The organism is Actinobacillus pleuropneumoniae (assembly GCF_003290385.1).
GTDB lineage: Bacteria > Pseudomonadota > Gammaproteobacteria > Enterobacterales > Pasteurellaceae > Actinobacillus > Actinobacillus lignieresii.
Genome location: NZ_CP030753.1, coordinates 2088091 through 2105436, shown reverse-complemented (window position 1 = coordinate 2105436; position 17346 = coordinate 2088091). Strand labels below are relative to the sequence as shown.

Genomic DNA, 17346 nt, shown 5'->3' with positions numbered 1-17346 from the left:
AAAAAGCGGTGAGATTGCAAAGTATTTTAACAATCCGACCGCTTGTTGTGAACTTTAATCCATTAAGCCGATTTAGCCAGTTTTCCCGCCGCTTCAACCGCCACCGCAATTGCTGTTTGTTCGGTTGCGTGAATTGTCGCTTCATTCGGAATCTCTTGTTGCGTACGATTTACAATTACGCCTGAAACCATACCGGCACGTAAACCAAGTGCGGAACACATAGTAAACAATGTCGCAGACTCCATTTCAAAGTTCATTACGTTAAGCTCTTGCCATTGTTTTAGCGAACCTTGGAAATGGCGATAGACTTTACCGCTATACGTATCGTAACGTTCTTGCCCCGGATAGAAAGTATCGGATGAGGCGGTAATACCGACATAAGGCGTTACCCCCTGATTTTTAGCTGCGGCATAAAGCTCATTGGTACATTCGAAGTTTGCTACCGCCGGATATTCTAACGGTGCAAAGTGACGACTTGCGCCGTCTAAGCGAACCGCACCGGTCGTAACCAGTACCTCACCCACATTAATATGCGGTTGGATCGCACCGGTCGTACCGATACGTAAGAACGTACGTACACCGAGTTGAGCCAATTCTTCCACACAAATTGATACTGACGGACCGCCGATACCAGTTGAACACACAACAATCGGCTCTCCGCCGACATAACCTAACCAAGAGGTAAATTCACGGGTTGAAACGAGAAATTCAGGATTCTGCATTTTTTGGGCAATACGCTCACTACGAGCCGGATCACCGGGAACAATTGCTACTTTTGCCCCTTTTAACATGGCTTTAGTTAAACCTAAATGGAATACTTCGGACATACGTATCTCCTTTATTTGGACACTAATAAAATATAAAACTTAACGCTATTCAATCACGAAAGCTCAAGATAAGCGATTGTTTTTAATAAAAAATTTGCAAATTTGTGAAGCGGATCAAATGAAAACGTTTGCGTTTTTTGCTCACAAACGGTCAAATTTCCGTTATTTTTTACAATATCGACGCTAGGCTAAGGCTTGATCCCTCTTAAAATCGGGTTTTGCATCGAAATTAAGGTTTCGGTAGATTGAATTTCATCAATCAGCTGAATTTTTGTCGCCAATACACGATGTAATTCCTCAATCGTATGTGTCATTACCTTAATAAAAATCGAATAATTTCCCGTGGTATAGTAAGCCTCGACCACTTCTTCAAACTCATTCAATTTGGCAATCACTTTTTCGTAATCTTTCGCCGATTTCAAAATAATGCCGATAAAGCAACAAACGTCATAGCCGAGTTTACGCTCATTAATACGGATTTTAGTCCCTTCGATAATTCCCGATTGACGCATTTTTTCCACTCGAACATGAATGGTTCCCGCACTTACACCGAAATTCTTCGCCATTTCCGCATAAGGCGTACGAGCATCTTCTACCAATGCACGTAAAATAAGCTGATCTAACCGGTCAATTTGATATTTTGTGTGCAAAATTCATACTCCATTTTCGATTTATTAATGATTACATAAAATTTAACACAAAAAATTAGATAAAATCCAATAGAAAAAGATTTTTATTTGATGAATATTGCATTTTTTACGAATTATATTAAATTACATTCATCTCAACGAATCATGAGAACAAATTACTCTATTTATAAGGAATAAGATAATGAAAAAGACATTCATTTTACAGCAACAAGAAATCAGCTTTGTGAAAAGCACCTTTACCCAATATTTAATTGATAAATTAGGCATTATTGAGGTGCAAGGTCCTATCCTCAGCCAAGTGGGTAACGGTATGCAAGATAATCTTTCCGGTATCGAAAAAGCGGTTCAAGTCAATGTAAAATGTATTCCGGGTGCAACATTTGAAGTGGTGCACTCACTCGCAAAATGGAAACGTCACACTTTAGCTCGTTTCGGTTTTAAAGAAGGCGAAGGCTTATTCGTACATATGAAAGCATTACGTCCGGACGAAGATTCTCTTGACCCGACTCACTCTGTGTATGTGGACCAATGGGACTGGGAAAAAGTGATTCCTGAAGGCCGTCGTAACTTTGATTTCTTAAAAGAAACCGTAAATGAAATTTATAAAGCGATTCGTTTAACCGAATTAGCCGTGGAAGCACGTTTTGATATTCCGTCAATCCTACCGAAACAAATTACCTTCGTACACAGTGAAGAATTAGTACAACGTTATCCGAATATGACCGGCAAAGAACGTGAAAACGCGATCTGTAAAGAACACGGTGCGGTATTCTTAATCGGTATCGGCGGTAAATTGTCCGACGGCAAACCACATGATGGTCGCGCACCGGACTACGATGACTGGACAACCGAATCTGAAAACGGTTACAAAGGTTTAAACGGTGATATTTTAGTATGGAATGAACAACTTGGTACAGCATTTGAGCTTTCATCAATGGGTATCCGTGTTGATGAAAAAGCGCTTCGTTTACAAGTTGAATTAACCGGCGACCAAGATCGTTTAGAAATGGATTGGCACAAAGATTTATTAGCGGGTCGCTTACCGCTATCAATCGGCGGCGGTATCGGTCAATCCCGTTTAGTGATGTTCTTACTTCGTAAAACCCATATCGGTGAAGTACAATCAAGCGTATGGCCGAAAGAAATGTTAGAAAAATATAAACATATTCTGTAACTAAAAATTAAGAGCTGATTGCCAGTGTATTCGGCTCTTTTCTTATGGAGGGGTTAATTTGATAGTTTTAGTAATTCCAATGTTATTTGCATTATAAGCAGTTAATTGATCTAATTCATGTTGAGATAGAGAGTGAAAACCTTCAGCCATATCAATATATGTTGCTAGCCTAGTATTTACTGTTTTATGAGCATCGGGAGTAAGAATATCTAAAATACAGAAATAATTATCTTCAAAAAAATGCCGAACATAAATAATAAAATTATCACAGCATCTATTATATCCATTTCGATTTCGCCATGTGCTTAGATTCCAATCTTTAGCATATAAAGCGATATGTATTTTATGTAGTTGGCTATCTTTGGCTCGAGGATTTTCTTCGAATCCACCAGCATGTCTTAAAAAATCGGGATATTTTCCCGTATCATGATACAAAGCTAAACCGATGGCTATTTTATCTAGATAAGGAAGATGTAGTATGTTTGGATGAATAGATACAATTGCTGACATTCTTAACTCTCTCTATTTATAGCGAGAGCCTGCATTAATTCATTTACTTGAGTATCAGATAAAGAAATATCTTTTATGGTTACAACATCAACACCATTAATATTTCCTTTGATACGTTGTAAAGAATTCTCAAAGTTATTTTTGGCGTTAGAAAAATATCTAAAACTTAATTTATATTCAGAGTTAGAGAGGATTTGCGTTTTATATTCATTTTTCAACATATAAAATGAAAAATTGATAAGTTGATTAATTAATACTAAATGATTAAATTCTTTTATATTAACTTTATCTAAATTAGCATTAATCGCTTGGCTAATATTTTCTATCTCTTTCGATAATTCTTTAACGTTTAAGAAAACAAAATTAATATTATTTTTTTGAGAGGATAATATTCTTATATTTTCAATAGATTGAGTGACATTATCTAATGAAGACATACCTAATACACCAAAACTACTAAGTGCAATAGCCACTGCAGTTTTGGCAGTTCTATTTAGTTTTTGGTGGAATTTCATTTTAAATAACCTATTAAAAGTATACAAATTTGGTGGAGCTGGGGGGATTTGAACCCCCGTCCGAAATTACTCCATCTTCAGCACTACACGTTTAGTCTGGTCTTTAATTTCACTTACCTCCAGCGGACAGACACGCAAGAAATAAGCTAGTTTGATTCAATTTAGTGTTTCGATCCTCAAACGGCGGCGTCCACACGATCTCGTTTTGGGTGACTTATCGTTGCCCTCGTCTTACGAGCGGAAGCTGAGGCGATAAGGCTATGAGCAGGTTATTAAGCTGCTAAAGCGTATTGTTCGTCGTTTGCGACTATTTTTTTGCGGTTTGTTTACGAGGCCTACCGCACCTCGACGTGCACCTTGGACTTCGCTAATCCCGTCGAATCCAGAATCAGCCCCAAAAGTCTTATAATTCTAATGGAAAGCGGTTGGTTTTGCAAAAAAATTTGTAAATTTAACCGCTTGCTCAATTAATTTGTGGAGTAGTTCAAAGATTTCATTTTTTTATTTTGACAAATAAACTTCGATTGATTGTAATTCGAACAAATCTTCCACTTTCTTATTAAAGGAGTCCACGATGACTTTCGCCTATCAACAAAAAGAGCCGGAAAAATTTGCGACTTTTCTAAAACGCCAAAAAATGATCTTTATCGTAGCGTTTCTCGGCTATGTCTGCGCTTATTTAGTCCGTAACAATTTCAAATTGATGTCTAAATCCATTATGGTGACCAACGGTTGGGAAAAAGCGGATATTGCGATGTTACTTTCCTGTTTAACCATTTCTTACGGCTTGGCAAAATTTTATATGGGCGCATTGGGCGATCGTGTCGATTTACGTAAATTGTTTGCGATCTGTTTAGGGGCAAGCGCCGTGATTTGTATTACGATCGGTTTCTACCATACTTCGATCCTCACTCTTGCCGTTTTACTGGTACTTTGCGGTGTGGTGCAAGGAGCACTGGCTCCGGCATCACAAAATATGATTGCAAATTATTACCCGAACAAAACCCGCGGGGCGGCTATCGCAGGTTGGAATATTTCACAAAATATGGGGTCTGCGTTATTACCGATGATGATTGCAATGATGACGACGATGGGTTTTATCGTGCCTTCAACCGGTAATGTATTGATGGCATTCTTAGTACCTGCCGTTTTAGTTTTATTATTTGCGGTATTTTGTTGGAAATTCGGTGGCGATGCGCCGGAAAAAGAAGGATTGGATTCACTCCGTACGATGTATGGCGATGCAGGCGAATCTAATGTCGCTTCCGAAGAAGAAAAACATAATTTAGGTTATTGGCAACTTATCGGTAAATATGTATTCCTCAACCCCGCACTACTATTGGTTGCGGCAGTAAACGTCGCACTATACTTCGTTCGCTTCGGCATTGAGGACTGGATGCCGATTTATTTACATGAAGTGGCGAAAATGGGCGATGCGGAATCCCATATGGCAATCTCGATTCTTGAATGGGTCGCGATTCCGGGTTCATTAGTATTCGCATGGTTAGCGGTTAAATATCCGAATAAAATGGCAAAAATGGGTGCAATCGGATTATTCATTATGGCGGGTATCGTATTCGCTTATGAATATGTTACCGCAAGCGGTGCGCCTAACTATCCGTTATTACTGGTAATTTGCGGTATTTTAGGAGCTTTAATTTATGGTCCGCAATTAATCGTAAATATTTTAACCATTAACTTCGTCCCGCTAAATGTTGCCGGTACCGCAATCGGCTTTGTCGGTGTCACCGCTTACTTAATCGGTAATATGGGCGCAAACTGGATTATGCCGATTATGGCGGATAACTTCGGTTGGTTCTGGTCTTATGTAGTCATTGCCGCGCTTTCCGCATTTTCTGCCGTCGGTTACTTAATATTGGCTAAACACGAAGAGAAAACGATAAAAGCCTAAATTCCTATTTTTATAAATCTAAAAAAAGCCGAGTGACTATATTTGAACTCGGTTTTTTTATTTGAATCTAATCTGCTCGTAAGAAAAACAGACGAGAAAGTTCTAACGCTGTTATAATGTAAATTAAATAATTAGCCGGAGAGATAGCATGAAAAAATTCGATGAACATGAGATTGAAGATGCGGAAATTATCGAGCCGGACGAAATAGAAGTGACGGAAAGCGATAATCAGCCGACTGAGGCAATGCACCCTGCTTTGGTACAGGGCGGAATGCCGGTGCCGCAAGGTAATCTCGACAGCTATATTCGTATGGCGAATCAATATCCGATTCTCACCGCCGAACAAGAAAAGGAATTGGCGGAACGCTATTACTATGATGAAGATGTTGAGGCGGCAAAACAGCTAATTCTATCGCATATGCGTTTTGTGATTCATATCGCCAGAGGTTATTTGGGATACGGTTTACCGCTTGCCGACTTAATTCAAGAAGGTAATATCGGCTTAATGAAAGCGGTAAAACGGTTTGACCCGAATGTCGGCGTGCGCTTGGTATCTTTTGCGGTACACTGGGTGAAAGCGGAAATTCACGAATACGTATTAAAAAACTGGCGTATCGTGAAAGTCGCTACGACCAAAGCGCAGCGTAAACTCTTTTTCAATCTGCGCAAAAATAAAAACCGCTTGGCTTGGTTCAACGAGGAAGAAATCCAAAAAGTCGCCGAAGATTTGGGTGTTTCGCTCGAAGAAGTGCGAGAAATGGAATCCCGTATGACCGGGCAAGATCTCGGTTTTGATTTGCCGGTCGGCGAAGACGATGACGAAGTTTATACGCCGTCAATGTATTTGGAAGATAACAGCTCTAACTTTGCCGATGACTTGGAAGACGAGCAATACAACGGACAAGCTACCGCTCAATTAGCTTATGCCTTAGCAACACTGGACGAACGTAGCCAAGATATTATTAAAACTCGTTGGTTGGATGAAGAAAAAGCGACTTTACAAGATCTGGCGGAAAAATACGGTATTTCCGCCGAGCGCGTTCGCCAATTGGAAAATGCGGCATTGAAGAAAATCAAAGATGCGATAACCTTTGAATAGCTTGATTTTGAAAAAATAATAAGCGGTCATTTTTACCGAATTTTTAGTAAAAATGACCGCTTATTTTTTATGCTGACTAAATAAATTCTTTTATCGGGCAATTAATCCTATCACTTCAGATAAGCTAACAACCGATTTCCTGCATATTTCCAACCGACAATAACCGCAACCATTATCCCGATGGTAATAGGTCCTAGAGTCAAACCTTTTACAGACCAATAATAATGAACGGCGGCCGCCACAATCGCAACGTAAGCGAATTGGTGCACGCTAAACCATTTTTTACCTAATGCCTGTTTAATAAACGGAATAGACGTTACGGACATTGCCAATAGAATAACAAATGCAATCGCACCTAGGATAAGATAAGGTCGTTGGACGACTTCACTTAAAAATAAAGAAAAATCCAAACCAAGTTCTAACACTAAATAACCGCATACATGCAGTAATGCCCACAAAAATGCCCATAGTCCGAGCGGACGGCGTAAAATCTGATATTGGTTTTTATTCAATATTTGGAGCAAAATACCCAATAAAAACATTACACAGAAAATAATAATGGCGGTGTAACCCAAAAAGTGAATTAAATCTTTACTCGGATCGGCTCCGAGTATTTCCGGGTCGTCGCTGGATAAAACGAAGCCGACCCAAACCAACGGCACAACACAAGCCAAATGAATAATTGTTCTTAATATAGATAACATTAGAAGTTTACCTTTAAGTCCAGACCTTTATAAAGGTGAGCGACTTCCTTCTCATAGCCGTTAAACATCAATGTATCTTGACGTTTTACCGCAAGTAATCCGCCGCTACCGATAACACGTTCGGATGCCTGTGACCAACGAGGATGATCCACGTTAGGATTCACATTAGCGTAAAAACCGTATTCATGCGGAGCCAATTTTTCCCAAGTGGTACGAGGGCGAGTTTCCGAGAAAGTAATTTTCACAATGGACTTAATACTTTTGAAGCCGTATTTCCACGGTACTACCAAACGAATCGGCGCACCGTTTTGCGGCGGTAGCATTTTTCCGTATAGACCGACCGACAGTAAGGTAAGCGGATTCATTGCTTCTTCGATGGTTAATGCCTCTACATACGGATAATCGATACCGCCGCCGAAGAATTTATTTTTCTGCCCCGGCATTTGCTCCGGATCATGTAACGTATGGAATATAACAAACTTCGCTTTAGAAGTAGGCTTCGCCATTTCGACCAAACGAGCCAACTCAAAACCGACCCATGGAATTACCATCGACCATGCTTCGACACAACGGAAGCGATAAATACGCTCCTCTAACGGAAAGGTATTGAATAATTGTGCGTGATTAAGCACAAAAGGATTCTCTACCTCACCGGCAATTTCCAACGACCACGGATCCGTTTTAAAATCTTTTGCAAATTTAGCGGGGGACGCTTTATCTACGCCGAATTCATAGAAATTGTTATAACCGGTGACTTTATTTTCCGGAGTGAGTAAGAAATCACCCTTCGGAGCGTCTTTAAAATTAAGTGCTTTTAACTGGTCGGATTTCTCTGCGGCAAAGCCGATATTCGGTAAACTCAGAGCCGCCGCACCGAGTCCCATAGCCTTAATAATTTGACGACGTTGATTGAAAATAGCTTCAGGGGTAACGTCATAACGAGTAAATCTGTTCATAATCATCTCCTTTAATGTATAATCCTTTGACTTAGAAATATAAAAATAATTACATAAAAATAAATTTTTTTAATATAAAGGAAAAATAATGTCAAAGATTGAACAATTAAGCTCCATTACACCGCAACGAATCGAAGAAATTCGTTTACAAATGGTTAAATTCGCTACGCTACAATTAAAAGATCCCGATTTAGCCGAAGACGTCGTTCAAGAATCGCTTGCCAGTGCCTATAAAAATGCCCACTCTTTCCGAGGACAAGCGGCATTAAAAACTTGGATTTTTGCTATTTTAAAAAACAAAATTATCGATTTAATTAAATATCGAAAACGAACGGTTAATGTTTCGGACTTAATTGAAGAAGAAAGTCCCAATCAATTTTTCGATCACACTGGATATTGGTCGTCCGATACTTATGAACCTAAAGAATGGGAAGATGTCGGGCAAATTACTTATAAGAAAGAATTTTGGGCGATCTTCGACATTTGTTTAAATAAACTACCCGCACAACAGGCACGTGTTTTTATGATGCGCGAACATTTAGATATGGGAAGCGAACAAATTTGCTTGGAATGTGATATTAGCACCGCTAATTTACACGTTATTTTGCATAGAGCTAGGCTACGGCTACAGGCTTGTTTAGCCAAAAATTGGTTTGAAGGAGAAAAATAATAATGAATTGTGAGCATGCCTCAGAATTAATTTCACTTAGCTGCGAACAAAAACTGAAAGTTAAAGAAAGTGTCCGGCTTCAAGTGCATTTATGGCTTTGCCCTAAATGCCGTCATTTTAAACAAAATAATGATAAATTGCGCCAAATGCTGCACGAATACTGCCAACAAGATAAAACTAATTTGAAGTAACATTCCTATGAAAAACGACCGCTTGTTTTAAGGCAAGCGGTCTTTTTTCATCTATTTTTTGCGAATTATGCTTTCACATTTTCTTTTAAGAAAGCTAAAAGCTGATCTTTAGCAATCATTTGTTTCTCACCGGTACGACGGTTTTTGTATTCAATTTCACCGTTTGCGAGATTTTTCTCACCGATAACCACCATATGCGGTACACCGATTAATTCCATATCGGCAAACATCACACCCGGACGTTCTTTACGATCATCGAAAATTACATCAACGCCTTGTGCTTTTAAGGTGCGATACAATTCTTCCGAGAATTGTTGTACGCTTTCCGATTTGTGCATATTCATCGGCACGATTGCAACGGTGAATGGGGCGATTTCATCTGATGGCCAAATAATACCACGCTCATCGTGATGCTGTTCGATTGCTGCGGCAACCACACGTGTTACACCGATACCATAGCACCCCATTGTCATCACGAGCGGTTTACCGTCCTCGCCTTGCACGGTCGCTTTCATCGCTTCTGAATATTTTGTACCAAGTTGGAAAATATGACCCACTTCAATACCACGTTTAATTTGTAGCACGCCTTTACCGTCCGGGCTTGGGTCGCCTTCCACTACGTTACGTAAGTCCGCCACTTCCGGCATTGCCGCATCACGTTCCCAGTTCACATTGAAATAATGTTTACCGTCAATATTCGCACCACAACCGAAATCTGACATAACTGCTACTGAACGGTCGATAATCGCCGGAATATTCAGATTAATTACGCCAAGTGAACCCACACCCGCACCGATTTTCGCTTTAATTTCCGCTTCATCTGCAAATTCAAACGGATCAGCAACTAACGGATGTTTTTGTGCTTTGATTTCGTTTAACTCGTGGTCGCCACGCAACACTAACGCTACAAGCGGTTGTTCTTCGGTTGCGCCTTTTACGATTAACGTTTTTACCGTTTTTTCAATCGGTAAATTGAATTGCTCGACTAATTCGTTAATTGTTTTTGCATTCGGCGTATCGACTAACTGCATTTCTGCCGTCGGTGCTTGACGTTCGCCCACCGCAACGGCTTCCGCTAATTCGATATTCGCTGCGAAATCCGATTCGGTTGAGAACACTACATCATCTTCACCGCTTGACGCTAACACTTGGAATTCGTGTGAAGCCGAACCACCAATTGAACCGGTATCCGCCTGTACCGCACGGAAATCTAAACCAAGACGAGTGAAAATATTGCTGTACACTTGGTACATCACATCATAAGTTTCTTGTAATGACGCTTTGTCCACATGGAAAGAATACGCATCCTTCATCACAAACTCACGTGAACGCATCACACCGAAACGTGGACGCACTTCATCACGGAATTTAGTTTGGATTTGGTATAAATTTAACGGAAGTTGTTTGTAAGACGACACTTCACGGCGAACTAAGTCGGTGATTACTTCTTCGTGAGTCGGGCCTAACACGAAATCACGGCTGCCACGATCAACAAAACGCAATAATTCCGCACCGTAATCGTTCCAACGTCCTGATTCTTGCCATAATTCCGCCGGTTGCACCACAGGCATTAACACCTCGATAGCACCACCTTTGTTCATCTCTTCACGAATGATATTTTCTACTTTTTTCAACACTTTGATCCCGGTTGGCAACCAGTTATATAAACCTGAAGCCATCGGACGAATCATACCGGCACGCAACATTAATTGATGGCTCACCACCTGTGCATCATTCGGCGTTTCTTTAAGGGTCGAAAATAAATACTGACTTGTACGCATTGTTATTCCTATTTTTATTTTAAATATCGAAAAATGGGATCTATTTTAAAACAAAAGCGGTCGAATTTTCACAGAATTTTGCAATTTGCAAAAAATTTCTTAAATCCGACCGCTTAATATAGAAAATCATATTCAATCAACTTACTTGTAATTCTCCCTACATTTACTAAAATACATTCAATTTTTCACTACACTGGAGTACGTTATGCCAATTACTATTACCTCTCGAGAATTTAATCAACACGCCAGTAAAGTGCTGAAAATGGCAGAAAAAGAACCGGTTTTTATCACTAAATGGGGAAAAATTGTCAGCGTTGTCTCCAATTATGTTGATTACAAACAGCACACAACGGTTGAGCCTAGCTTTGAAGAACTATTTGCCTCATCTACGGATGAATCGGTTAGCGATGAGTTTTGGCAAGATTTTGAACAGACATTAACAAAAATTCGCAAAAGTAATAAATCCGAACAAATAGATTTTGGAGATGAATAATGTTTCAATATCTTTTTGATACCAACATCATTTCCGAGCTTTATAAGCTAGGAAGCAATAGAATGGATACCAATGTACGACAATGGTTAGCAACGATTAAACCGAGTCAGACGAATATTAGCTGTATCACGCTTTCCGAAATAAAAACGGGGATTTTACTCAAAGCTCGTAAAGATCCTATTCAAGCCGAGCGGTTAAATCATTGGTTTACCCATAATGTATTAAGCGTTTATCAAGCTAAATCCTTTTCTATAAATAATGAAATTGCGTTACTGGCTTCTGAATACCACATTCCAAATAAAATGGATTTAAACGATGCTTATATTGCCGCAACCGCTAAATATCATAATTTAGTGCTTGTTACTCGTAATTTGAAAGACTTCAACCGTTGCGATATACGTTTATTTAATCCTTTCGAACCGAATTAATCCTCCCACCCATACCTTGGTAATTTTTTAAAGAAATCCGACCGCTTGATTTGTACATAAAAACAGTATTTGTTATATTAGCCCAATCGAAAACAAGCGGTCGGATTTAATCAAAATTTTACTATGAGCGAACAATTACTAGACGGTGTGCCACTTACCGCCCTTTCCGGGGTGGGTGCGGCGATTGCGGAAAAACTTAGCCGAATCGGCATTAATAACGTACAAGATCTATTATTTCATTTGCCTTATCGCTATGAAGATCGCACCCGAATTACGCCGATTATCGATGTGCGTCCGGAAAGTTTTTCTACCATCGAAGGTATCGTGCAAGTTACCGAAGTACAATTCGGTCGCCGTCCGATTTTATCCACCGTGCTTTCTGACGGCACCAGTAAAATTACGCTGAAATTCTTTAATTTTAATGCGGGGATGAAAAACAGCCTGACTGCCGGCACACGTGTAAAAGCTTTTGGCGAAATCAAACGCGGACGTTTTATGGCGGAAATTCATCACCCCGAATATCAAATTATTCGCAATAATCAACCGCTTGAACTTGCCGAAACGTTAACGCCGATTTACTCCACAACAGAAGGTTTAAAGCAAAATTCGTTACGTAAGCTCACCGAGCAAGCATTAGCGTTATTAGATAAAATCAAAGTCGGTGAACTGTTGCCGGACGAATACAATCCGCATAAATACAGCTTAAAAGAAGCGTTGCAATTATTACACCGCCCGCCGCCGGATATTTCTGCCGAACAGTTGGAAAAAGGTGAGCATCCGGCACAAAAACGGCTGATTTTTGAAGAATTACTGGCGCACAACTTAGCAATGCAGCAAGTACGAGTCGGAGTCAATCAGCTTACTGCTACACCGCTATGTTATCAAACCGATCTCAAAAGTCGCTTTTTGGCGAGCTTGCCGTTTAAACCGACCAACGCCCAAAGCCGGGTGACAGCGGATATCGAGCAAGATTTAGCCAAATCCTCACCAATGATGCGATTAGTACAAGGCGATGTCGGATCGGGCAAAACTTTAGTTGCTGCGCTTGCCGCCCTGCTTGCGATTGATAACGGCAAACAAGTGGCATTAATGGCACCGACCGAAATCCTTGCCGAGCAGCACGCCAATAACTTTGCAAACTGGCTACGCCCGTTCGGTATTGAAGTCGGCTGGCTTGCCGGTAAAGTCAAAGGCAAAGCTCGCACCGCACAACTGGAAGCGATTAAAAACGGCGAAGTGCAGATGATTATCGGCACGCACGCCCTCTTCCAAGAAAGCGTCGAGTTTCATAACCTCGCATTAGTGATTATTGATGAACAACACCGTTTTGGTGTACACCAACGCTTAACCCTACGTGAAAAAGGGGCGAAAGACGGTATTTATCCGCACCAGCTAATTATGACTGCTACGCCAATTCCTCGTACCTTAGCAATGACGGTCTATGCCGATCTGGATACCTCTATTATTGACGAGCTACCACCGGGGCGAACGCCGATTACTACCGTGGCGATTTCGGAAGACAGACGAGATGAAATTGTGCGTCGTGTGTATGCCGCCTGCAAAAACGAAAAACGCCAAGCCTATTGGGTTTGTACCCTAATTGATGAATCGGAAGTCTTGGAAGCACAAGCTGCGGCGGCGATTGCCGAAGATTTACAACGAGCCTTACCGGATTTACGCATCGGCTTGGTACACGGACGAATGAAGCCGCAAGAAAAGCAAGAAATTATGGCGGAATTTAAAGCGGCGAATATCGATTTATTGGTTGCCACCACAGTGATTGAAGTGGGGGTTGATGTGCCGAATGCAAGCCTAATGATTATCGAAAACTCCGAACGTTTAGGGCTTGCTCAACTCCATCAATTACGTGGACGTGTCGGACGTGGTGCAACCGCTTCCCATTGCGTGTTGCTGTATAAACCGCCGCTCGGCAAAATCTCGAGTAAACGCTTACAAGTGTTACGTGACAGCCAAGACGGTTTCTATATTGCCGAAAAAGATTTAGAAATTCGCGGCACGGGTGAAATTCTCGGTACCAAACAAACCGGTATGGCGGAATTTAAAGTGGCGAATTTAATGCGAGATCGCAAAATGATTCCATTAGTACAAAACTATGCCAAGCAAATTATTCAGCAAAATCCACCGCTTGCCGAAGCACTGATTCGCCGCTGGCTGGGCGAGCGTACCGAATACAGCAACGCCTAATCGCAAGCGGTCTGATTTGCTGAATTTTTTGCAAATTAAACCGCTTGCATTGTAAGCAGATACGAATTTCTGTATAATCTCTTGTCTTTTTATAAACGAAATTCGCAAAAACTCTGGAGTAACAAAATGGCTCGTGTAACCGTACAAGAAGCAGCAGATAAAATCGGCAACCGTTTCGACTTAATTTTAACCGCAGCACGCCGCGCAAGACAATTACAACTTCACGCTCGTGAACCGCTTGTGCCTGAAGAAAACGATAAACCGACGGTTATCGCATTACGTGAAATCGAAAAAGGTTTAATCAACGGTCAGATCATGGATCAATTGGAAAATAACGACGCTATCCAACAAGAAGTTGCCGAACAAGAAGCGATCTCTTTCCTAGCAGACGTACAAGCTAACGCTTAAGATCAATTTTATTCAAAATTTAGATGGATAATTGAAAATAAATAGTAGTACTATCTATTGTCAATTATCCATTTTTAATTATGTTGAGGTGTACCGTGTATCTTTTTCAACCGTTAGATAGCATTATTCAAGGCTATTTACCTGCTGATAAAATCGAGCTGGTAAAACGTGCCTTTGTGATTGCGCGTGATGCGCACGAGGGGCAAACTCGCTCAAGCGGGGAGCCTTACATAACGCATCCGGTAGCAGTGGCATCCATTATTGCGGAAATGAAACTCGACCATGAGGCGGTCATGGCTGCATTGTTGCACGATGTGATTGAAGATACGCCTTACACGGAAGAGCAGCTTGCCGCCGAATTCGGTTCGAGCGTAGCGGAAATCGTGCAAGGCGTTTCCAAGCTGGATAAATTAAAATTCCGTACTCGCCAAGAAGCGCAAGTCGAGAATTTCCGCAAAATGATTTTAGCGATGACCAAAGATATTCGCGTGGTGTTAATCAAGTTGGCCGACCGTACCCATAATATGCGTACGTTGAGTGCGTTACGTCCGGATAAGCGTCGCCGTATTGCCAAAGAAACCCTTGAGATTTACAGTCCGTTAGCACATCGCTTAGGTATTGAACATCTTAAAAACGAATTGGAAGATCTTTGCTTCCAAGCGATGCACCCTCATCGTTATCGTGTGTTACGTATGGCGATTGATATGGCGCGCGGTACTCGCCAAGACCTTATTTCAACTATTTCCCACGAAATTCAATCACGTTTAGATGAAGCCGGTATTCAAGGTCGAGTTTACGGTCGAGAAAAACACCTCTACTCACTCTATGAAAAAATGCGTCAGCGTGATCAGCATTTCCATTCCATTTTAGACATTTATGCGTTTAGAGTGGTGGTGGGAAATGTTGATCATTGTTACCGTGCGTTAGGGCAAATGCACGCGCTCTATAAACCGCGTCCGTATAAAATCCGTGATTATATTGCCGTACCGAAAACCAACGGCTATCAATCTTTACACACGTCAATGATTGGGCATAAAGGCGTGCCGATCGAAGTACAGATTCGTACCGAAGATATGGATTTAATGGCGGAACTCGGCGTGGCGGCACATTGGCGTTATACCGAAGATCAAGCAACCGCAACCAGCGTACAGCAAAAAGCGCAACAATGGTTGCGTAGCATCGTCGAACTGCAACAAAGTGCCGGCAACTCGAATGAATTTATCGAAAACGTGAAATCCGATTTCTTCTCGGATGATATTTACGTATTTACCCCGAAAGGACGTATTGTCGAATTACCGGCAAATGCGACCGCTATCGATTTTGCCTATGCGGTACATTCCGATATCGGTGATCGTTGCGTCGGTGCGATTGTCGATCGCAATCCGTATCCGATTTCACAACCGTTACAATCCGGTCAAACCGTTGAAATCATTACCAAGCAAGGTAAACGTCCAAGCCCGTCTTGGTTAAATTTCGCCGTCAGTTCCAGAGCCAAATCCAAAATTCGTGCGGCACTTAAACACCTTGAAATTGCCGATGAAACATCACAAGAGCCGGAAAAACCGGATCATTTAGATGTCGATATCGAACTGGAAATTAAAGACCAACCGGGCGTATTGGCAAGTTTAACCAATGCGATAGCCTCAATGAACAGCAATATCGGTACGGTGGAAAGTCGCCCGAACGGTACCGGCAATTATCAGGTTAAAATGCGTATTTCCGTCACGGATAATGCACACCTCTACGTGGTGATTCAGAAGCTAACCAAAGTAAACGGTGTCGTTCGAGTCACGAAAGCCTAATAACCTAAACATAAGCGGTGAATTTTTGTAAATTTTTTACAAAATTTGACCGCTTATTTTCTCGTGAATCCCTATCAATTCGGCTATAATTGCCCGAATTTTTTATACTTTATACACATTAAAAAGGAACTCCAATGTTATATCCAAGTGAAGAATTTCTTTATGCTCCGATTACGTGGGTAGATCATAGCGAAGGTTACACTGACATTCGTTACCATAAATCAACCGACGGTATTGCGAAAATTACCATCAATCGTCCTGAAGTACGTAACGCCTTCCGTCCTCAAACGGTTAAAGAAATGATCCATGCTTTCGCCGATGCGCGCTTTGACGAAAAAATCGGGGTTATCGTATTAACCGGTGAAGGCGAATACGCATTCTGTGCCGGCGGCGACCAAAAAATTCGCGGTGACTACGGCGGTTATAAAGACGACAGCGGCGTTCATCATTTAAACGTGTTGCAGTTCCAACGTGATATTCGTACTTGTCCGAAACCGGTTGTGGCAATGGTGGCAGGCTATGCGGTTGGCGGTGGTCACGTGTTACATATGATGTGTGACTTAACGATTGCGGCGGATAACGCAAAATTCGGTCAAACCGGCCCGAAAGTGGGTTCATTTGACGGCGGCTGGGGCGCAAGCTATATGGCGCGTATCGTCGGCCAGAAAAAAGCGCGTGAAATTTGGTTCTTATGCCGTATGTACGATGCGCAAGAAGCATTAAATATGGGCTTAGTGAATACCGTTGTGCCTTATGCGGATCTTGAAAAAGAAACCGTGCGTTGGTGCCGTGAAATGTTACAAAACAGCCCGATCGCATTACGTTGCTTAAAAGCGGCGTTAAATGCGGACTGTGACGGTCAAGCGGGTCTGCAAGAATTAGCGGGCAACGCAACCATGTTATTCTATATGACGGAAGAAGGTCAGGAAGGTCGTAACGCATTCAATGAAAAACGTGAACCTGACTTCAGTAAATTTAAACGTAATCCGTAATGCCTTCTATTACCTCCCCCTATAACGGG

General features: G+C 41.4%; 18 protein-coding genes and 1 other RNA gene. 11 read left to right on the top strand and 8 right to left on the bottom strand.

The window, feature by feature from the left end; translation table 11 throughout:
* Positions 1 to 62: 62 nt before the first annotated feature.
* Together udp and asnC are read right to left on the bottom strand one after the other, a co-directional pair.
* Complete coding sequence (udp, locus tag DRF63_RS10055; protein WP_005599465.1) at positions 63 to 827, bottom strand: uridine phosphorylase; 765 nt, start codon at positions 825 to 827, stop codon at positions 63 to 65.
* Positions 828 to 1015: 188 nt separating this feature from the next.
* Positions 1016 to 1477: a transcriptional regulator AsnC gene (gene asnC, locus DRF63_RS10050; RefSeq protein WP_005599463.1), complete on the bottom strand. Its 462-nt coding sequence runs from the start codon at positions 1475 to 1477 to the stop codon at positions 1016 to 1018.
* 181 nt (positions 1478 to 1658) lie between these two features.
* On the opposite strand from asnC, the gene asnA reads away from it, so the two are divergent.
* On the top strand, positions 1659 to 2651 hold the full coding sequence (asnA, locus tag DRF63_RS10045) for an aspartate--ammonia ligase (RefSeq protein WP_005599461.1): 993 nt from the start codon (positions 1659 to 1661) through the stop codon (positions 2649 to 2651).
* A 42-nt stretch (positions 2652 to 2693) separates the two neighbouring features.
* Here asnA and DRF63_RS10040 read toward each other — a convergent pair whose 3' ends face one another.
* From DRF63_RS10040 to ssrA, 3 genes are all read right to left on the bottom strand, one after another.
* A complete protein-coding gene (locus DRF63_RS10040) occupies positions 2694 to 3161 on the bottom strand; it encodes a type II toxin-antitoxin system YafO family toxin (protein WP_043991925.1) in 468 nt (155 codons plus the stop codon).
* A gap of 2 nt (positions 3162 to 3163) precedes the next feature.
* Entirely contained in the window at positions 3164 to 3676 is a 513-nt protein-coding gene (locus DRF63_RS10035; protein ID WP_005599459.1) for a hypothetical protein, read from the bottom strand.
* Positions 3677 to 3706: 30 nt separating this feature from the next.
* Positions 3707 to 4072: a transfer-messenger RNA gene (gene ssrA / locus DRF63_RS10030) on the bottom strand.
* 178 nt (positions 4073 to 4250) lie between these two features.
* Here ssrA and DRF63_RS10025 point away from each other — a divergent pair.
* Together DRF63_RS10025 and rpoH are read left to right on the top strand one after the other, a co-directional pair.
* Positions 4251 to 5588, top strand: coding sequence for an MFS transporter (locus DRF63_RS10025; protein WP_005599457.1), 1338 nt, complete (start codon positions 4251 to 4253; stop codon positions 5586 to 5588).
* A 148-nt stretch (positions 5589 to 5736) separates the two neighbouring features.
* Positions 5737 to 6687 carry an RNA polymerase sigma factor RpoH gene (gene rpoH / locus DRF63_RS10020; RefSeq protein WP_005599455.1) on the top strand — a complete coding sequence of 317 codons (951 nt, stop codon included), beginning with the start codon at positions 5737 to 5739 and terminating at the stop codon, positions 6685 to 6687.
* Between the two features lie 110 nt (positions 6688 to 6797).
* Here the strand turns inward: rpoH and DRF63_RS10015 are convergent, their stop codons facing one another.
* Together DRF63_RS10015 and msrP are read right to left on the bottom strand one after the other, a co-directional pair.
* Entirely contained in the window at positions 6798 to 7391 is a 594-nt protein-coding gene (locus DRF63_RS10015; RefSeq protein ID WP_005599453.1) for a protein-methionine-sulfoxide reductase heme-binding subunit MsrQ, read from the bottom strand.
* A complete protein-coding gene (msrP, locus tag DRF63_RS10010) occupies positions 7391 to 8347 on the bottom strand; it encodes a protein-methionine-sulfoxide reductase catalytic subunit MsrP (protein ID WP_005619040.1) in 957 nt (318 codons plus the stop codon). Before msrP ends, DRF63_RS10015 begins: the two co-directional genes overlap by 1 nt.
* Positions 8348 to 8435: 88 nt before the next feature.
* Between msrP and DRF63_RS10005 the strand changes: the two genes are divergently transcribed.
* The gene (locus tag DRF63_RS10005; RefSeq protein WP_005599450.1) at positions 8436 to 9017 is read left to right on the top strand and encodes a sigma-70 family RNA polymerase sigma factor; all 582 of its coding nucleotides are present in this window, start codon (positions 8436 to 8438) and stop codon (positions 9015 to 9017) included.
* 2 nt (positions 9018 to 9019) lie between these two features.
* Positions 9020 to 9208, top strand: a complete 189-nt coding sequence (locus DRF63_RS10000; protein ID WP_005602684.1) for an anti-sigma factor family protein — start codon at positions 9020 to 9022, stop codon at positions 9206 to 9208.
* Between the two features lie 65 nt (positions 9209 to 9273).
* Here DRF63_RS10000 and proS read toward each other — a convergent pair whose 3' ends face one another.
* On the bottom strand, positions 9274 to 10989 hold the full coding sequence (gene proS, locus DRF63_RS09995; RefSeq protein ID WP_005599448.1) for a proline--tRNA ligase: 1716 nt from the start codon (positions 10987 to 10989) through the stop codon (positions 9274 to 9276).
* 205 nt (positions 10990 to 11194) lie between these two features.
* On the opposite strand from proS, the gene DRF63_RS09990 reads away from it, so the two are divergent.
* The 6 genes from DRF63_RS09990 to menB all read left to right on the top strand — a co-directional run bounded on the left by DRF63_RS09990 (position 11195) and on the right by menB (position 17317).
* Positions 11195 to 11482, top strand: a complete 288-nt coding sequence (locus DRF63_RS09990) for a type II toxin-antitoxin system Phd/YefM family antitoxin (protein WP_005599447.1) — start codon at positions 11195 to 11197, stop codon at positions 11480 to 11482.
* Complete coding sequence (locus DRF63_RS09985) at positions 11482 to 11910, top strand: type II toxin-antitoxin system VapC family toxin (protein ID WP_005619039.1); 429 nt, start codon at positions 11482 to 11484, stop codon at positions 11908 to 11910. Before DRF63_RS09990 ends, DRF63_RS09985 begins: the two co-directional genes overlap by 1 nt.
* Positions 11911 to 12033: 123 nt before the next feature.
* A complete protein-coding gene (recG, locus tag DRF63_RS09980; RefSeq protein WP_005599444.1) occupies positions 12034 to 14115 on the top strand; it encodes an ATP-dependent DNA helicase RecG in 2082 nt (693 codons plus the stop codon).
* Between the two features lie 126 nt (positions 14116 to 14241).
* Entirely contained in the window at positions 14242 to 14523 is a 282-nt protein-coding gene (gene rpoZ, locus DRF63_RS09975; protein ID WP_005599441.1) for a DNA-directed RNA polymerase subunit omega, read from the top strand.
* 95 nt (positions 14524 to 14618) lie between these two features.
* On the top strand, positions 14619 to 16325 hold the full coding sequence (locus DRF63_RS09970) for a RelA/SpoT family protein (protein WP_005599433.1): 1707 nt from the start codon (positions 14619 to 14621) through the stop codon (positions 16323 to 16325).
* 134 nt (positions 16326 to 16459) lie between these two features.
* Complete coding sequence (gene menB, locus DRF63_RS09965; RefSeq protein ID WP_005599432.1) at positions 16460 to 17317, top strand: 1,4-dihydroxy-2-naphthoyl-CoA synthase; 858 nt, start codon at positions 16460 to 16462, stop codon at positions 17315 to 17317.
* Positions 17318 to 17346: the final 29 nt, after the last annotated feature.

What these genes read in the sequence shown, in the direction of transcription:
- udp (WP_005599465.1), bottom strand. Translation starts at nt 827, where the DNA reads ATGTCCGAAGTATTCCATTTAGGTTTAACTAAAGCCATGTTAAAAGGG.
- asnA (WP_005599461.1), top strand. Translation starts at nt 1,659, where the DNA reads ATGAAAAAGACATTCATTTTACAGCAACAAGAAATCAGCTTTGTGAAA.
- DRF63_RS10040 (WP_043991925.1), bottom strand. Translation starts at nt 3,161, where the DNA reads ATGTCAGCAATTGTATCTATTCATCCAAACATACTACATCTTCCTTAT.
- DRF63_RS10035 (WP_005599459.1), bottom strand. Translation starts at nt 3,676, where the DNA reads ATGAAATTCCACCAAAAACTAAATAGAACTGCCAAAACTGCAGTGGCT.
- DRF63_RS10025 (WP_005599457.1), top strand. Translation starts at nt 4,251, where the DNA reads ATGACTTTCGCCTATCAACAAAAAGAGCCGGAAAAATTTGCGACTTTT.
- rpoH (WP_005599455.1), top strand. Translation starts at nt 5,737, where the DNA reads ATGAAAAAATTCGATGAACATGAGATTGAAGATGCGGAAATTATCGAG.
- DRF63_RS10015 (WP_005599453.1), bottom strand. Translation starts at nt 7,391, where the DNA reads ATGTTATCTATATTAAGAACAATTATTCATTTGGCTTGTGTTGTGCCG.
- msrP (WP_005619040.1), bottom strand. Translation starts at nt 8,347, where the DNA reads ATGAACAGATTTACTCGTTATGACGTTACCCCTGAAGCTATTTTCAAT.
- DRF63_RS10005 (WP_005599450.1), top strand. Translation starts at nt 8,436, where the DNA reads ATGTCAAAGATTGAACAATTAAGCTCCATTACACCGCAACGAATCGAA.
- DRF63_RS10000 (WP_005602684.1), top strand. Translation starts at nt 9,020, where the DNA reads ATGAATTGTGAGCATGCCTCAGAATTAATTTCACTTAGCTGCGAACAA.
- proS (WP_005599448.1), bottom strand. Translation starts at nt 10,989, where the DNA reads ATGCGTACAAGTCAGTATTTATTTTCGACCCTTAAAGAAACGCCGAAT.
- DRF63_RS09990 (WP_005599447.1), top strand. Translation starts at nt 11,195, where the DNA reads ATGCCAATTACTATTACCTCTCGAGAATTTAATCAACACGCCAGTAAA.
- DRF63_RS09985 (WP_005619039.1), top strand. Translation starts at nt 11,482, where the DNA reads ATGTTTCAATATCTTTTTGATACCAACATCATTTCCGAGCTTTATAAG.
- recG (WP_005599444.1), top strand. Translation starts at nt 12,034, where the DNA reads ATGAGCGAACAATTACTAGACGGTGTGCCACTTACCGCCCTTTCCGGG.
- rpoZ (WP_005599441.1), top strand. Translation starts at nt 14,242, where the DNA reads ATGGCTCGTGTAACCGTACAAGAAGCAGCAGATAAAATCGGCAACCGT.
- menB (WP_005599432.1), top strand. Translation starts at nt 16,460, where the DNA reads ATGTTATATCCAAGTGAAGAATTTCTTTATGCTCCGATTACGTGGGTA.